General features: G+C 73.6%; 12 protein-coding genes. 4 read left to right on the top strand and 8 right to left on the bottom strand.

Annotation, left to right across the window (positions count from 1 at the left end; all coding sequences use genetic code 11):
* Positions 1-44 precede the first annotated feature (44 nt).
* Positions 45-599 (bottom strand): MarR family winged helix-turn-helix transcriptional regulator, encoded by a 555-nt coding sequence (locus Q2K19_RS16995; RefSeq protein WP_302762229.1) that lies wholly within the window; start codon positions 597-599, stop codon positions 45-47.
* 95 nt (positions 600-694) lie between these two features.
* Here Q2K19_RS16995 and Q2K19_RS16990 point away from each other — a divergent pair, with 95 nt between their 5' ends.
* Positions 695-1,825, top strand: a complete 1,131-nt coding sequence (locus Q2K19_RS16990; RefSeq protein WP_302762227.1) for a PP2C family protein-serine/threonine phosphatase — start codon at positions 695-697, stop codon at positions 1,823-1,825.
* A gap of 9 nt (positions 1,826-1,834) precedes the next feature.
* Here Q2K19_RS16990 and Q2K19_RS16985 read toward each other — a convergent pair whose 3' ends face one another.
* From Q2K19_RS16985 to Q2K19_RS16955, 7 genes are all read right to left on the bottom strand, one after another.
* A complete protein-coding gene (locus tag Q2K19_RS16985) occupies positions 1,835-3,319 on the bottom strand; it encodes a sugar transferase (RefSeq protein ID WP_302762226.1) in 1,485 nt (494 codons plus the stop codon).
* Positions 3,320-3,473: 154 nt separating this feature from the next.
* On the bottom strand, positions 3,474-5,231 hold the full coding sequence (locus tag Q2K19_RS16980; RefSeq protein WP_302762224.1) for a substrate-binding domain-containing protein: 1,758 nt from the start codon (positions 5,229-5,231) through the stop codon (positions 3,474-3,476).
* Positions 5,232-5,408: 177 nt separating this feature from the next.
* Entirely contained in the window at positions 5,409-6,446 is a 1,038-nt protein-coding gene (locus Q2K19_RS16975; RefSeq protein ID WP_302762222.1) for a lactonase family protein, read from the bottom strand.
* Between the two features lie 115 nt (positions 6,447-6,561).
* Positions 6,562-7,164 (bottom strand): GTP-binding protein, encoded by a 603-nt coding sequence (locus Q2K19_RS16970; RefSeq protein WP_302762221.1) that lies wholly within the window; start codon positions 7,162-7,164, stop codon positions 6,562-6,564.
* Positions 7,145-7,534 (bottom strand): DUF742 domain-containing protein, encoded by a 390-nt coding sequence (locus tag Q2K19_RS16965; protein ID WP_302762219.1) that lies wholly within the window; start codon positions 7,532-7,534, stop codon positions 7,145-7,147. The genes Q2K19_RS16970 and Q2K19_RS16965 overlap by 20 nt, the downstream gene beginning before the upstream one ends.
* Positions 7,524-7,946, bottom strand: coding sequence for a roadblock/LC7 domain-containing protein (locus Q2K19_RS16960; RefSeq protein ID WP_302762217.1), 423 nt, complete (start codon positions 7,944-7,946; stop codon positions 7,524-7,526). Before Q2K19_RS16960 ends, Q2K19_RS16965 begins: the two co-directional genes overlap by 11 nt.
* Positions 7,946-10,357: a sensor histidine kinase gene (locus Q2K19_RS16955; protein ID WP_302762215.1), complete on the bottom strand. Its 2,412-nt coding sequence runs from the start codon at positions 10,355-10,357 to the stop codon at positions 7,946-7,948. Before Q2K19_RS16955 ends, Q2K19_RS16960 begins: the two co-directional genes overlap by 1 nt.
* Before the next feature lie 496 nt (positions 10,358-10,853).
* Between Q2K19_RS16955 and Q2K19_RS16950 the strand changes: the two genes are divergently transcribed.
* The 3 genes from Q2K19_RS16950 (at position 10,854) to Q2K19_RS16940 (ending at position 14,253) form a co-directional block, all read left to right on the top strand.
* Positions 10,854-11,447, top strand: a complete 594-nt coding sequence (locus Q2K19_RS16950; RefSeq protein WP_302762213.1) for a hypothetical protein — start codon at positions 10,854-10,856, stop codon at positions 11,445-11,447.
* 13 nt (positions 11,448-11,460) lie between these two features.
* Positions 11,461-12,471, top strand: a complete 1,011-nt coding sequence (locus Q2K19_RS16945) for a hypothetical protein (protein WP_302762212.1) — start codon at positions 11,461-11,463, stop codon at positions 12,469-12,471.
* Positions 12,472-12,597: 126 nt separating this feature from the next.
* Positions 12,598-14,253 (top strand): sodium:solute symporter family protein, encoded by a 1,656-nt coding sequence (locus Q2K19_RS16940; protein ID WP_302762210.1) that lies wholly within the window; start codon positions 12,598-12,600, stop codon positions 14,251-14,253.

The following is a 14,253-nucleotide window of genomic DNA, read 5'->3' as shown; positions in this document are numbered from 1 at the left end:
CGGACCGGCCGGTGGACCTGATCGCGGCTGACCGGCCCCGCGGCTCAGGCGGTACGGGCCACCGGCGGTTCGCCGGGCGGGGTCTCGCCCGACGCGGCCGGCAGCGCGCTCCGCCCAGCCTCGCCCGGCGACTCGGCGACCCGTTCGTAGGCGGGCTGGAGGACCGACCAGGCGTCCGCCGCCGCCTCGCCCCGGCGCGCGGCCTCGTCGAACTCGCGCATGCCGCGCAGCAGCGCCGCGCGCCCCTCCGCGCTCATCTCGGCCATGATCCGGTCCAGCCGGTAGCGCCGGTCGGCCCGCAGCTCGGCGAGGAGCCGGGTCGCCGCCGGGGTGAGGTGCAGCGAGATCTCCCGCCGGTCGTACCGGCCCGGCTCCCGCTCCAGCATTCCGGCCGCCACCAGGCGGTCGCAGAGCCGGCTGGCCGAGGAGAGCAGCATGTCCGTCAGCGTGGCGAGGCGGCGCAGGTTGATCCCGTCGTACTGCTCGACGACCATGACCGCGCGTAACTGGGCGCCGGAGAGCCGACTCGTCGTCCGCTCCCGCGCCGCCTCCCAGACAGCCAGCAGGGTGCCCGCCGCCTCGTCCAGGGCGGCGGCCATACTCGCTTCAGGTCCGTGCGGACCGCGTTCTTCGGCCATGGTGGGCCCGAGACTACCCGGCATACCAGGCCGACGACCTGTGCAAAGGAGCAAAGATGAGTGGACCGGAGGATCGGGCGCGCCGGACCCTCGCCGCGGCGCCGGCGGACCTGCTTCTCGATCGGCTCGCCGCCGAGCTGGAGCGGTCGTACGGCATCACGCGCACCGAGCTCTACCAGGTCGACTACCGGTTGGCGGTGCTGCTGCCGCTGGACGGCGGCGAGGGGATCACCGGCCCCGGTCACCCCGCCTGGCGCTGCTTCGACCACCAGGAGCCGATCGTCTCGGAGGACACCGGCTGGTTCCCGGTCGGGATGCGCGGTGAGCGGCGCGGGGTGCTCCGGCTCACGCCGATGCCGGACGACCCGGCCGCCCTCCGGGAGCTGGACGCGATCGCCACCGCGCTCGGCCACGAGCTGGCCGCCGTCACCCCCACCACCGACGCGTACGTGACCGCCCGACGCGACCGCCGGCTGACGCTGGCCGCCGAGATCCAGTGGGAGCTGCTGCCCGGCCGGAGCCGGCTCCGCCCGTCGTTCCGGCTCGCCGGGCAACTCGAGCCGGCGTACGCCGTGCGGGGGGACAGCTTCGACTGGTCCGACGACAGCCGCCGGCTCTGGCTCGCCGTGATCAACGGCTCCGGTGAGGGGGTGGAGGCCTCCATGCTCACCTCGCTGGCCATCCACGCGCTGCGCAACGCCCGCCGGGCCGAGCTGGCCCTGGCCGACCAGGCCGCCCTGACCGACCAGGCGATCTACGCGATGCACCGGGGCGAGCAGCACCTCTCCGCGCTGCTGCTGGAGCTGCACCTGGCGTCCGGGACGATGACGGTTGTCGACGCGGGCTCGCCGCGGCTGTTGCTGCTGCGCGAGGGCGAGGTGACCGAGCAGATCCTGGAGAAGCAGTTCCCGCTCGGCATGTTCGAGGACACCGACTACCGGGAGCAGCAGTTCCAGCTCCACCCCGGCGACCGGCTCTTCGTGGTCAGCGACGGGGTCGTCGACGCCACCGCCCACCAGCTCCGGTACGGCGAGACCGCGCTGGACCGCTTCCTCCGGCGCACCGGGCCGATGGAACCGCTGGACGCGGTCCGGTCGCTGATCGGCGACCTGCGCGCCTTCGTCGCGGGCGACCTGGTCGACGACGCGGTGGCGGTCTGCCTGGACTGGCTGGGCCCGCAGCCCTGACCGGCGGGCTCAGTACGCGCCGCGGCTGTGCAGCACCGCGCCGAACGTCTTCCAGAGGATGGTCAGGTCGGCGGCGAGCGACCAGTTCTCCACGTAGTAGAGGTCGAGCCGGATGCCGTCCTCCCAGCTCAGGTCGGACCGGCCGCTGACCTGCCAGAGGCCGGTGATGCCGGGCTTGACCAGGAGCCGGCGGGCGACGTCGCCGTCGTACCGGGCCACCTCGGAGGGGAGCGGCGGGCGGGGGCCGACCAGGCTCATCTGGCCGAGCAGCACGTTGGCCAGCTGGGGCAGCTCGTCCAGCGACCACTTACGCAGCAGCCGGCCAACCCGCGTCACCCGAGGGTCGTCGCGCATCTTGAACATCAGGCCGTCGGTCTCGTTGCGCGCGGCCAGCTCGGCCAGCAGGGCGTCGGCGTTGACCACCATGGTGCGGAACTTGTAGACGCCGAACTCCTTGCCGCCCTGACCGACCCGGATCTGGCGGAACAGCACCGGCCCCCGGCTGTCCAGCTTGATGGCCAGGGCGATCATCACCAGCGCCGGCAGCAGCAGGAGCAGCGCGAGCAGCGACACCGAGCGGTCGACCAGCCCCTTGACCAGCTTCCGCGCGCCCCGGAACTCCGGCGCCTCCACGTGGATCAGCGGCAGCCCGGCGACCGGGCGGGTGTGGATGCGCGGTCCGGCGACGTCGGTCAGCGCGGGGGCCACCACCAGGTCGACCCCGGTGCCCTCCAACTGCCAGCCGAGCCGGCGCAGCCGGGTCGCCGTCAGCTCACCGGAGGCGGTGACCGCCACGGTGTCCGCGCCGATGGCGGTGGCCGCCTCGGGGATGCCGCGGAACGAGCCGACCACCGGCACGTCGCCGAGCCGTTGCGGCACCGGCGCGAGCAGCGCGTCCGGGATGCAGGCGCCCACCACCCGGTAGCCGGCGTACGGCTCGCGGTGCAGGGTGTGCACCAGCTCCAGCACGTGCGCGGTGTCCCCCACCACCAGCACCTTGCGGGACCAGCCGGCCCCCCGGTGCCGGGCCCGGTGCAGCCGCTTGCGGGCGCCGAACCGGGCGAGCACCAGGCCGACCGTGCCCACCGCGAAGGAGATGGCCAGGAAGCCCCGGGAGACCCCGACGTCGGCGATGTAGCCGGCGATCGCGATGCCGCCGGCCAGCCGCAGGCTCGCCGAGCTGACCCGCCGGTACTCGTCGGCGCCGTAGCCGAGCATTCGGTCGTCGTAGCACCGCATCGTCCGCAGCGAGATCAGCCAGACCAGCAGCAGACCGGGCGCGACCAGCTGGTAGGGGATCTCCGAGCCGCCCGGATGCTCGTCGCCGAACCGGCCGGCGTAGCCGATGAGGATCGCCACCGCCAGGACGGCGGTGTCCAGCACGGCGAGGAGACGGACGTAGGACCGCTCGGCGGCCCGCGTCGCCGGGCCGGACCGGTCACCCCGGGCCCGCGACGGCAGCCGGGCGGGGGTCAACAGCGTCGCCGACGTCACCGCCCCTCCCCGCACCCGGACATCTTCCCTCGACAATTGTGGACGCTGATTGATTCGGACGTGTTGCCGTCACTTTTCGCCGGCCCGTGCGAGCCGGAAGGCTTCCGCCGCACCGGTCTCCCGGTGCGGCGGAACCCGTACGCCGAGCGGCGGGTCAGCGCGGCGCCGGCGGGCGCAGCGCGATCGCCTGGAGGAAGATTTCGCCGATCTTGGTCGGATCGGCGGTGACGAAGGAGCCGCCGCCGGTCACGTCGGTGATCGACTTGAGCTCGGTCCGGCTGACGCCGGTACCGATACCGATGATGATGACCTGCACCGGCTGCTCCGGGTCGCGGAGCTGCTTGAGCTTGTCGAGCAACTGCTTCTGGGTGATGCCGTTCTTGTCGTCGTTCTTTCCGTCGGTGAAGAGCACCACCGAGTTGACCTTGCCCGGCTCCCAGTCCTCCTGGACCTTCTGGTAGGCCGCCAGCATGGTGTCGTAGAGACCGGTGTCGCCGCGCGACGGCGTGACCGTGCCCAGCCCGCGCTGGATCGCGCCTCGGTTGCTCGACAGCGGCCTGATCGGGACCACCTCGGTCCAGTCCCGGGACCCGCTCAGGTTGGTGGAGAAGGTCCAGAGGCCGATCGCCCAGGAGTCGTCGAACAGGCTCAACCCCTGGCTGGCGGCCGCCACCGTGACCTGCTCCCGGGTGGCGCCGTTGGCGGTCTTCACGGGTTCCTTCATGGAGCCGGAGACGTCGATGACGCAGAGCATGCGGCCGGACTGGGTGGCCACCGACCAAGTGGTGGTGGCCGTCTGGATGGCCGTCGGGTCGAGGTCGGCCGCGGCGCCCTGGCCGATCGGCGGGACCGCGCTCGCGCCGCCGTTCGCCGGGCTCGGCGCGCCCTGCGGGGCCTTGAACCCGGCGCCCCAGTTGCCGTCCGGCGCGCGCAGCGACTGCGCGGCCAGCCGGTTCTTGAAGCCGGAGGTGGTCAGCACCTCGAAGAGCACCTTCGCGGCGGACGCCTTGGCCGGCTCGATGCCGGGCAGCACCGCGAACGGGTAGTCCAGCGGCATCGGCGACGGCTCGGGGTAGAGCGCGGCCAGCGGGATCGGCGGCTTGGTGCTGTTGTAGGCGATGACGTCCTCCTCGGAGAGCGCCGCGGCGCTCAGCCCGTTGGCGATCGCCGTGGGATCCGTAGAGCGCGGGAAACGCGCGAGGAGGTCCTGCCGGAGCGAGGAACGGTTTGTCGCCAGCGCCCGCAGCGCGCCGATCATCGCCTCCTGCGCCTGCGGCGACCCGGCGGCGCCGGTGGCGCTGGCCGCGGCGGTCAGCGAGAGCAGCCCGGACAGGCCCGCCGCGTCCTGGGTCGGCTCGACGATGCCGGCCCGCAACGGCTGCTTGCCGGTGGTGACCGCCCCCAGCAGGTCGGTCCAGGTCACCTTCTTGTCCGGCCAGCCGATCCGGGTGGCCATCGGCTCGGGCATGGCGACCACCACCGGGCTGCGGGCGATCGAGGCGCCGTTTGCCGGGGCGAAGGCGGTAGCGCCACCGCTCTTGAGCCGCAGCAGCCAGGTGGACGAGTCCGGCACCCAGACGTCCGGGGTCACCGCGGTGCCGCTGGCCTGCCCGACGCCGGCGAGGGTGGCCCCGTGCTTGCTCGCCACGGCGGCGGCCACCTCGACCGACTCGGCGGAGGTGACGTTCACCGCGATGCAGGTCCCACCGACCGCCGCTCCGTCGGCGACCCACTGGTCGGCCGCCCCCTTGACCGCGGGAGCGATCTCCGGCGCGGCCGCGAGGGACAGCTGGATCCGCCCCGAGCAGGACGGGCCAGCCAACTGCTGGTAACCGAACCAGGAGCCGGCTACGACGACGACGAGAGCGGTGGCCGCCGCGGCGGCACCTGCCCCACGGAGGCTTGAACGCATACGATGGCGGCCTGACACGGTGACCATCTTGCGTATCTCGTGGGGTTACTGCCACAACCGTTCGGACGAAAGTTACGGAGCAGAAACAGTTGCTCGCCAAATCGCTACTTTGAGTGATTGGTCAGTCATTGGACGTGGTGGCGGTCCACAAGGGACGGGCGTTCGGCGACCGGGCCGTCACGGGCGCACACACGTCGGGCTCGCCATCGGGAGCGGCTCACCGACCGGCTCCGGCACCCCCGTGGCGACGTCGACCCGGAAGATCCTGATCATGTCGGCTCGCTCGTCGGCCACGTACAGGTGCTCCCCCGCGAGGGCGAAGTGCCGGGGCCACTCCCCACCGGTCTCCACCTCCGCCACCAGCTCGGGCACCTCCCCCGCCACCGCGAAGACGGCGACCGTGCCCACCCCGCGGTTGCCCACGTAGAGGAAGCGCCCGTCCGGGCCGACGGCCACCTCGGAGGGCTGCACGTGCCCCGCCCGGCCGCTCGCGTCCACCCGGGCACGCTGGTGCAGCGCGCCGTCGGCGGTCAGCTCGTAGCCGGTGACCGTCGCGTCCAGCTCGCCGACCAGCCAGCAGCGCCGCCCGTCCGGATGCCGGGCCAGGTGGCGCGGTCCGGTACCGGCCGGCGTCCGCACCCGCGGCGCCCGGGGCACCAACCGGCCGGAGGCGGCGTCCAGGTCGTACCGGTAGACCGAGTCGGTGCCCAGGTCGACGGCGAGCAGCGGGCCGCCGTCCGGGTCGGGCGAGACCATGTGGCAGTGCGCCTGCTCCTGCCGCTGCGGGTCGGCACCGTGCCCCTCGTGCCGGACCAGGTCGCTGCGCTCCCCCGGCACCCCGTCGCGGTCGAGCGGGAAGACGGCCACGCTGCCGCCGCCGTAGTTCGCCACCACGAGGTGCCGCCCGTCCGCGGTGACCGCCAGGTGGCACGGCTCGGCCCCGCCGGTCGGGCGGACGCCGAGCGGGTCGAGATCGCCGTCCGGGCCGGTCCGGAACGCGCTGACCTGGCCCTCGCCCAGCTCGTTGACCGCGTACAGGACCGGCAGCGCCGGGTGCCGGACCAGGAACGACGGGGACGGAGTGACCGCCACCGTGCCGAGCGGGGTCAGCTCCCCCGACGCCGGGTCCCGGCGGGCGGCGACGATGCCCTCGGCCCGCCCGCCCATCTCCGCCGTGTAACCGCCGATGTGGACGATCGCGTCCTGCCCGGTCACCGGTCCCACCTTCCGCCGTTCCTCCGTCGATCCAACCAGAGGCTTCCCGGCGGGCCGGCCGGTTAGCCGTCTTTTCCGCGACCAGTTCGGGCGGCGGGCCGGCGGCCGGGACGGGTCAGCCCACCGGCACCGGCTCGCCGCGTTGCCGCGCGACGTGCTCGACCAGCGAGATCAGCACCAGCTTCCCGGACTGCCGGTCCCGCGCGTCGCAGAGCACCAGCGGCACGTCCGGGTCCAGGTCCAGCGCGTCGCGCACCGCCGCCAGGCTGAACCGCCGGGCGCCGTCGAAGCAGTTCACCCCCACCACGAACGGGATGCCCCGCTGCTCGAAGTAGTCGATCGAGGGGAAGCAGTCGGCCAGCCGTCGGGTGTCCGCGAGCACCACCGCGCCGAGGGCGCCGAAGGCGAGCTCGTCCCAGAGGAACCAGAACCGGTCCTGTCCCGGGGTGCCGAAGAGGTAGACCTGCAGGTCGTCGTTGATGGTGATCCGGCCGAAGTCCATCGCCACCGTGGTGGTGGACTTCTCCTCCACCCCGGAGACGTCGTCAGTGCCGATCCCGGCGCCGGTCAGCACCTCCTCGGTCTGCAACGGCCGGACCTCGCTCAACGCGCTCACCAGCGTCGTCTTGCCGGCCCCGAAGCCACCGGCGATGAGGATCTTCAGGGCCAGCGGGATCCGCGGCGTGGCGGCCTCCCGGTCAAAGCGCACGGAGTCCACTGACCACCGCCTTGAGGATGTTGTCGTCGGGCAGATACGCGGCGGCCGGCGGCTGGTGCACCGCGACGAGCCCGCGGGCGAGCAGGTCGCCGAGCAGCACGCGGATCACGCCGACGGCGAGGTCCAGGTCGGCGGCGAGATCGGCCACCGCGACCGGCCGCCCGGCCAGCTCGACCAGGCGCCGGTGCTCCGGCTGGAGACCGGGTACGCCGGTCAGGTCGGCCACCGGCGTGGCCAGCACGAACGCCATCAGGTCGAAGCCCTCGACCGACGGCCGCACCCGCCCGCCGGTGAGGGTGTACGGACGGACGACGGGACCCGCGGCGGCGTCCAGCCACTCGTGCTGCGGCCCCGGCGACTCAGTCCGCATCGGCGGCTCCCGCCCCCGCCCGGGCCGGGGCGCTGAGGTTCTCGCCGACCCGGATCACCAGCATCGCCATCTCGTACGCCACCAGGCCGATGTCGGCGTCGGCGTCGCTCACCACCGCCAGGCAGGCACCCTGCCCGGCCGCCGTCACGAAGAGGTACGCGGAATCCATCTCCACCACGGTCTGCCGGACCGCGCCACCGGCCAGGTGGCGGGTGGCGCCCTTGGCGAGGCTGGAGAAGCCGGAGGCCAGGGCGCAGAGGTGCTCGGCGTCGGTGCGGCTCAGTTCGCCGGAGGCGCCGAGCAGGAGCCCGTCCGCGGACAGCACCACCGCCTGGCGGGCGGCCGGCACCCGCTCCACCAGGTCGTCGAGCAACCAGTCGAGATCGGCGTTCTGCCGCGTCGTGTGCACCACTAGGCGTCCCTCTCAGTCGCAGTCGGAGGTTCCGGAGCCGGCGCCGGCTCCGGCGGGGAGGGCTCGGCGGCCGGGGACGGGGTGACGGCGGCGCCGTCGGCGGGTTTCTCCGGCGTGGCCTCCGCCGGTGGGGGGGCCGTGACCGGCGACGCCACCTTCGGGAGCCGGACGGTGGCCGTCGGGTCGTCGCCGGCGCGGGCGCCGTCCCGGCGGCCCCGGGCGGTCCCGGCCTGGAGGGCGGACATGGCCCGGCGGGCCTCCTCCGGCGAGCGCGGGGCGGGGGTGTCCGCGACGGCCGGCCGAGGGTGGTCCACCGGTCCGCGCCGACGGATTCGGCGCGGCAGGCCCTCGCCGTCCGCGGGGGCCTCCACCGAGGAGGTACGGGTCATCGACAGCGGCACCACCGCGGACTCGGGGCGTTCGCGGCCGGGCCGGGCGGTGCGGGTCCGGGGCCCCGCGGCCAGCCGGGTCACCTTCGCCATCCGCCGGTCCTCGGGCGCCGGGCCGCCGGCCGGGCCGGTCGGCGCCAGCGCCGGCTCGTCGGTGATCAGGTCGGCCGGGAGGTGCACCACCGCGGTGACCCCGGCCGGGGTGGCCGGCCGCAGCTCCACCCGGACGCCGTGCCGGGCGGCGAGCCGGGCCACCACGAAGTGCCCGAGCCGGGCGCTGTCGGCCGGGTCGAACTCGGGCGACCGGGACAGCTTGTGGTTGGCGTCGGCCAGGGCCTGGGGCGACATGCCCAGCCCGTGGTCGGTGATCGCCAGCACGTACCCGTCGGGGCCGGCCCGTCCGGTGACGTCGACCCGGCTGCCGGGCGGGGAGAACGCGGTGGCGTTCTCGATCAGCTCGGCGAGCAGGTGGATGACGTCGCCGACGGCCCGGCCGAGCACGCCGGCCGAATGCACCGCACCGATGTCCACCCGGTCGTACGACTCCACCTCGGAGATCGCGCCGCGGATCACGTCGACGGCGGCGACCGGGTTCCGCCAGCCCCGGCCGGGTGCCGCGCCGGCGAGGATGACCAGGTCCTCGGCGTGCCGCCGGAGCCGGGTGGCCAGGTGATCGACCTGGAAGAGGCCGGCCAGCTCGTCCGGGTCCTCGGTGTGCCGCTCCAGCCGGTCCAGCAGCGCCAACTGCCGGTGCACCAGGCCCTGGCTGCGCCGGGCGATGTTGAGGAAGACCTCGTTGAGCCCCCGGCGCAGGCTGGCCTCGTTCATCGCGGCCCGGATCGCCGTCCGCTGCACCTCGGTGAAGGCCCGCCCGAGCTGGCCGATCTCGTCCGCGCCGTAGTCGCGGGACGGGGCCTCCCGGGCGATGTCGACCTCCTCGCCACGACGCAGCCGCTCCATCACCTCCGGTAGCGCGCGCTCGGCCCGGTTCAGCACCTTCCGGACGCGCAGGAGCCGGATCGCCAGGGACCGCCCGACCCGCAGCGCCACCAGGACCGAGGCCACCACGGCCCCCAGACCGAGCACCCCCGCGACGGCGAGCCGGACCAGGATCTTCACCGCCAACGGCACCGAACGCTCGGCCAATGCGTCCGCGCTGCGCAGCTCGAAGTCCCGCAGACCCTGCGCGACCGCCGCCTGGCTCGACTCCCAGGTCCGTACGTCGAGCCGGGACGGCAGGTCGCGGTCGCGGATCAGGGTGTCCTGCAGGGCGCGCAGCCGGACGAAGTCCGCCCCCTCGGTGACCCGCTGGTATTCGGCCCGCTCGGCCGGCGGCAGGTCAGCCACCGCGTTCTCGGCCAGGAACCGCTCGTTGTCGATGGTGCGGACGAGCTGCTCATGCTCGCCCTCGGCGTACCGGCCGGCGGTGATCGCGCCGGCGAGCAGGGCGTCCGCCTGGCCGAGCAGCTCCCGGGACCGGCCCAGCGCGGTGAGCGCCGTGGCCTCCCGGTTGAGCTTGGCGTCGGGCAGGTTGGCCATCGCGGAGAACGCCTGGAAGGCGGAACTGATCATCCCGCTGTAGAGGCCGATCGCCCCGGCCCGGTCCACCTTGCGGCCGTCGATGAAGCCGCGTCCGGCGGGCAGCGCGTCGAGCGCCGAGACCAACTGGTCGAGGCGGGCGTCGAGCAGGTCGTCGGCGGCGTCGCGCAGGTCCTCGCCGCCGACCCGGCGGCGCAGCTCGGCGACCGCCCGGTCGGTGCGGTTCCGCTGCTCGGCGAGGGCCGGCAGGGCGGTGTCGCCGGCGAGCTGGACGACGGAGAGCCGGCGTTCCTGTTGCAGCTCGGCCACCACGGTCTCGCCGGGGCGCCCCAGGTCGTAGAGGTAGGTGCGCGCGGCGAGCAGGTCGAGGGCCGGCCCGAAGGTCAGCGTGGTGGCGAAGATCCAGAGCGCCAGCAGCGCGGTCATCGGTCCGATGACCAGCGCGGTCAGCTTGGCGCGGATCGGCCAGTCACGGGTGTTCATCAGACCTCGCCCGGAAGGTGTCGCAGGGGTGGCGCTGCCCTGACCGGAAGGCGGCCCGGCGGCGACGCCGGGCCCCGGCTCAGGCGCCTTGGGCAGGATACGTAATCAGCGCCCCAATGCACTACCGGCCGTCTCGCCTGTCACTACCGTCCGGGATGTTCCGCTGTGGACGCCTTTCGACGCGAGCGCCCCGCCGGAACGGACCGGTGGGATGCTCCCGCAGCCCGGCCCACGGCGTGTCCACCCCGTACGGCCCCCGACCACCGTCCTGGTTGGTGTTCACTCGAACGCGGGGCGGCGGAGGGCGACACCCCGATGCCGGTCGGCATCGCTCGGCGCTTTCTGGGGTGACTCAGCTTTGGCCCCTCGTGGATCGGGCTGTGGGCAGCGCCATGCCGGCGGGGCGTTTGAACCGCGAAAACCGGTCAGGAAAGTAGCCCGGATCGGGATTGGCGATCACCGCGCAGAGGGAATACCAGCGGGCGAAGGAGGAGCCATGTCGTCCACGCAGGTAGTCGTCATAGTCATCGTCGTCCTTGTGCTCGCGGCGCTGGCCGCGATCGCCGTGGTCGCGAGCCGCCGGCGCGCCCTCAGGCAGCGCTTCGGCCCGGAGTACGACCGGGCCGTCGCCGAGCAGGACAGCCGGAGCGCCGCCGAGCGGGAGCTGCGCGAGCGGGAGCGCCGCCACGCCGAGCTGGAACTCACCCCGCTCAGCCCGGAATCCCGAGCCAAGTACGCCGCGGCCTGGGAGGAACTCCAGGTCCGCTTCGTCGACTCCCCCGCGGAGACCGTGGGCGAGGCCGACGAGCTGGTCAGCCGGTTGATCGCCGAGCGGGGATACCCCACCGGCGACTTCTCCGAACAGATCGCCCACCTTTCCGTCGAGCACGCCCGCACCCTGACCCACTACCGCGACGCCCACGACATCCGGCTGCGCAACGAGCGCGGCGAGGCCGGCACGGAGGAACTCCGGCAGGCGCTCGTGCACTACCGGGCCCTCTTCGCCGACCTGCTCGGCGAGGACCCGGTCGGCCACCAGCCGCCGGAGCCGCGCCACCCCGACCACGAGCACGACGCCACGAGCCGCTGAGGAGGCTGCCGCCATGCGCCAGGAAGAGCAGCAGGTCACGCAGGAACACCCCGAGGCCGTCCGGTCCGCGCCGGTGCCGGTCACTCCGCCCGGCGACGGCGACGGCGACGGCGACGGGCACCGTCCCGACCGGGGCGCCCGGACCGACGTACCCGAGGACGCGCTGGACGACCGGGGCACCTTCGACGACCCGGCGGTGATCGGCGACCGCGCCGACGACCGGCCGGCCGACGACCCGGCCTTCCGGGACGCCGAGCTGGACGAGACCCGGGCGTACGACGCCCGGGAGGTCCGGGACGCGGAGGCCGCCGACGCCGACGCCGACGCCGACGAGCGGCCGGTGTACCACGACCCCGCCCCGCTGCCGACCGTGTTCGGGGCCGCCACGGTGGGCGACGCGGTGGCCGCCTCCGCGATGGCCAGCGGGCGGCCCGAGGACGAGCGCGACGCGCGCGGCGAGGACACCGCCGCGCCGGGTGACGGCGCGCCGGGACGGACCGACGCGTTCGATGACGAGCGGGCGGACCCGACGGCCGGCGACCGGCTGCACGACCCGGACCGCTGGGCGGCCGAGCACTCCGCGCGCGACGACGCCCCGGCCGCCGGCGCCGCCGGCTACGGCAGCGCCGAGCCGGCGATGGTCGACCCGGACAGCAGCACCGCCGCGGCGGGCGCGGGCGTGGCCGGTGCCGCCGCCGGGGCGGGCGCGGCCCTGGCCGGGGCGGCCCGTCCCACCCCGGGCGCGGTGCCGGCGGACGCCGCCACGCTCTTCGCCCCGGAAACCGCGCAGGGCTTCCGGGACCGCTGGCGGGACGTGCAGCTCCGCTTCGTCGACGACCCGCAGGCCGCGGTCGGCGAGGCACAGTCCCTGGTCGAGGAGGCGATCCAGGCGCTCTCCACCGCGCTGCAGGAGCAGAAGAGCAAGCTGGGCGGCTGGCGGGAGTCCGGCTCGGCCGACACCGAGCAGCTCCGGGTGGCCGTCCGGGGCTACCGGGACTTCCTGGACCGCGTCCTCGGCCGCTGAGCCGATTCCGAGCGAGCCCCGGCCGTCCGGCCGGGGCTCGCGTTTGCGCCCAAAATCGCACTGTGGCATGAAAATCCGCTATCTGGGTACCTGCGGGCGCAGCACCGCCGCGGAGGGGAGCACGGGATGGGTGATGGCCTCAGGTTGAACATGAACGCCCTCGACTACGTGATCCTGGCGCTCTACTTCGTCACCGTGCTCGGGGTCGGCTTCGCCGCCCGGCGGGCCATCCGCACCAGCGTCGACTTCTTCCTCTCCGGGCGGTCCCTGCCCGCCTGGGTGACCGGACTGGCGTTCGTCTCGGCCAACCTGGGCGCGCTGGAGATCATCGGCATGGCCGCCAACGGCGCCCAGTACGGCGTGATGACCGTCCACTACTACTGGATCGGCGCCGTGCCGGCGATGGTCTTCCTGGGCATCGTGATGATGCCCTTCTACTACGGCTCGAAGGTCCGCAGCGTCCCCGAGTACCTGCGGCTCCGGTTCAACCGCCCGACCCACCTGCTCAACGCGATCAGCTTCGCGCTCGCCCAGGTGCTCATCGCCGGGGTGAACCTGTACGCGTTGGCGCTGGTGATGCAGGCCCTGCTCGGCTGGCCGCTCTGGATCGCGATCGTGGTCGGCGCGTTCATCGTGCTGGCGTACATCACCATCGGTGGCCTCTCCGGCGCGATCTACAACGAGGTGCTCCAGTTCTTCGTGATCCTCGCCGGCCTGATCCCGATCACCGTGATCGGCCTGGTGAAGGTCGGGGGCGTCAGCGGCCTGATGGACGCGGTCCGCGGCTCCAAGCTCGGCGAGGCCGGGCTGCACGCCTGGCAGGGCACCGGCGGCACCGACAATCCGCTCGGCGCGCACTGGCTGGGCATCGTCTTCGGCCTCGGCTTCGTGCTCTCGTTCGGCTACTGGACCACCAACTTCGCCGAGGTGCAGCGGGCCCTCTCCGCGCGGAACATGAGCGCCGCCCGGCGTACGCCGATCATCGCCGCCTACCCGAAGCTGTTCATCCCCCTGGTCACCGTGATCCCCGGCCTGGTCGCCCTGGTCACCGTGCAGGGGCTGGGCGCCGAGAAGGGCGACCTGGTCTACAACAACGCCATCCCGCTGCTCATGCGCGACCTGCTCCCCAACGGGGTGCTCGGCATCGCGGTCACCGGCCTGCTCGCCTCGTTCATGGCCGGCATGGCGGCCAACGTCAGCGGCTTCAACACCGTCTTCACGTACGACATCTGGCAGGCGTACTTCAAGCGGGACCGCTCGGACGAGTACTACGTGAAGATCGGCCGGCTCGCCACCGTGGCCGGCGTGCTGGTGGGCATCGGCACCGCGTTCATCGCGGCCGGCTTCAGCAACATCATGAACTACATCCAGGCGCTGTTCTCGCTCTTCAACGCCCCGCTCTTCGCCACCTTCATCATCGGCATGTTCTGGAAGCGGATGAGCGCGCTGGCCGGCTTCTGGTCCCTGCTGCTGGGCACCCTGGCGGCACTGGCGACGTACCTGCTCTACCGGGGCGGCGTGGTGCACTTCAACTCGGACCTGGAGGAGAGCTTCTGGGGCGCCGGCATCGCGTTCGTCACCGTGGCGGTGGTCGCCCTGATCGTCACCCCGCTCACCCGCCCGAAGCGCGATCACGAGCTGGAGGGGCTGGTCTACGGCATGGCCGACACCACGCTGACCGACGACTCGCTGGCCGGCGACGCCGCCTGGTACCGCTCGCCCGTGCTGCTCGGCGTGGTCGCCGTCATCCTCGCCGCCCTGTTCTACATCCCGGTCTTCTGA

The sequence above is a fragment of the Micromonospora sp. NBRC 110009 genome (assembly GCF_030518795.1).
Classification (GTDB): domain Bacteria; phylum Actinomycetota; class Actinomycetes; order Mycobacteriales; family Micromonosporaceae; genus Micromonospora.
This window is presented reverse-complemented; position numbering and strand designations above follow the sequence as displayed.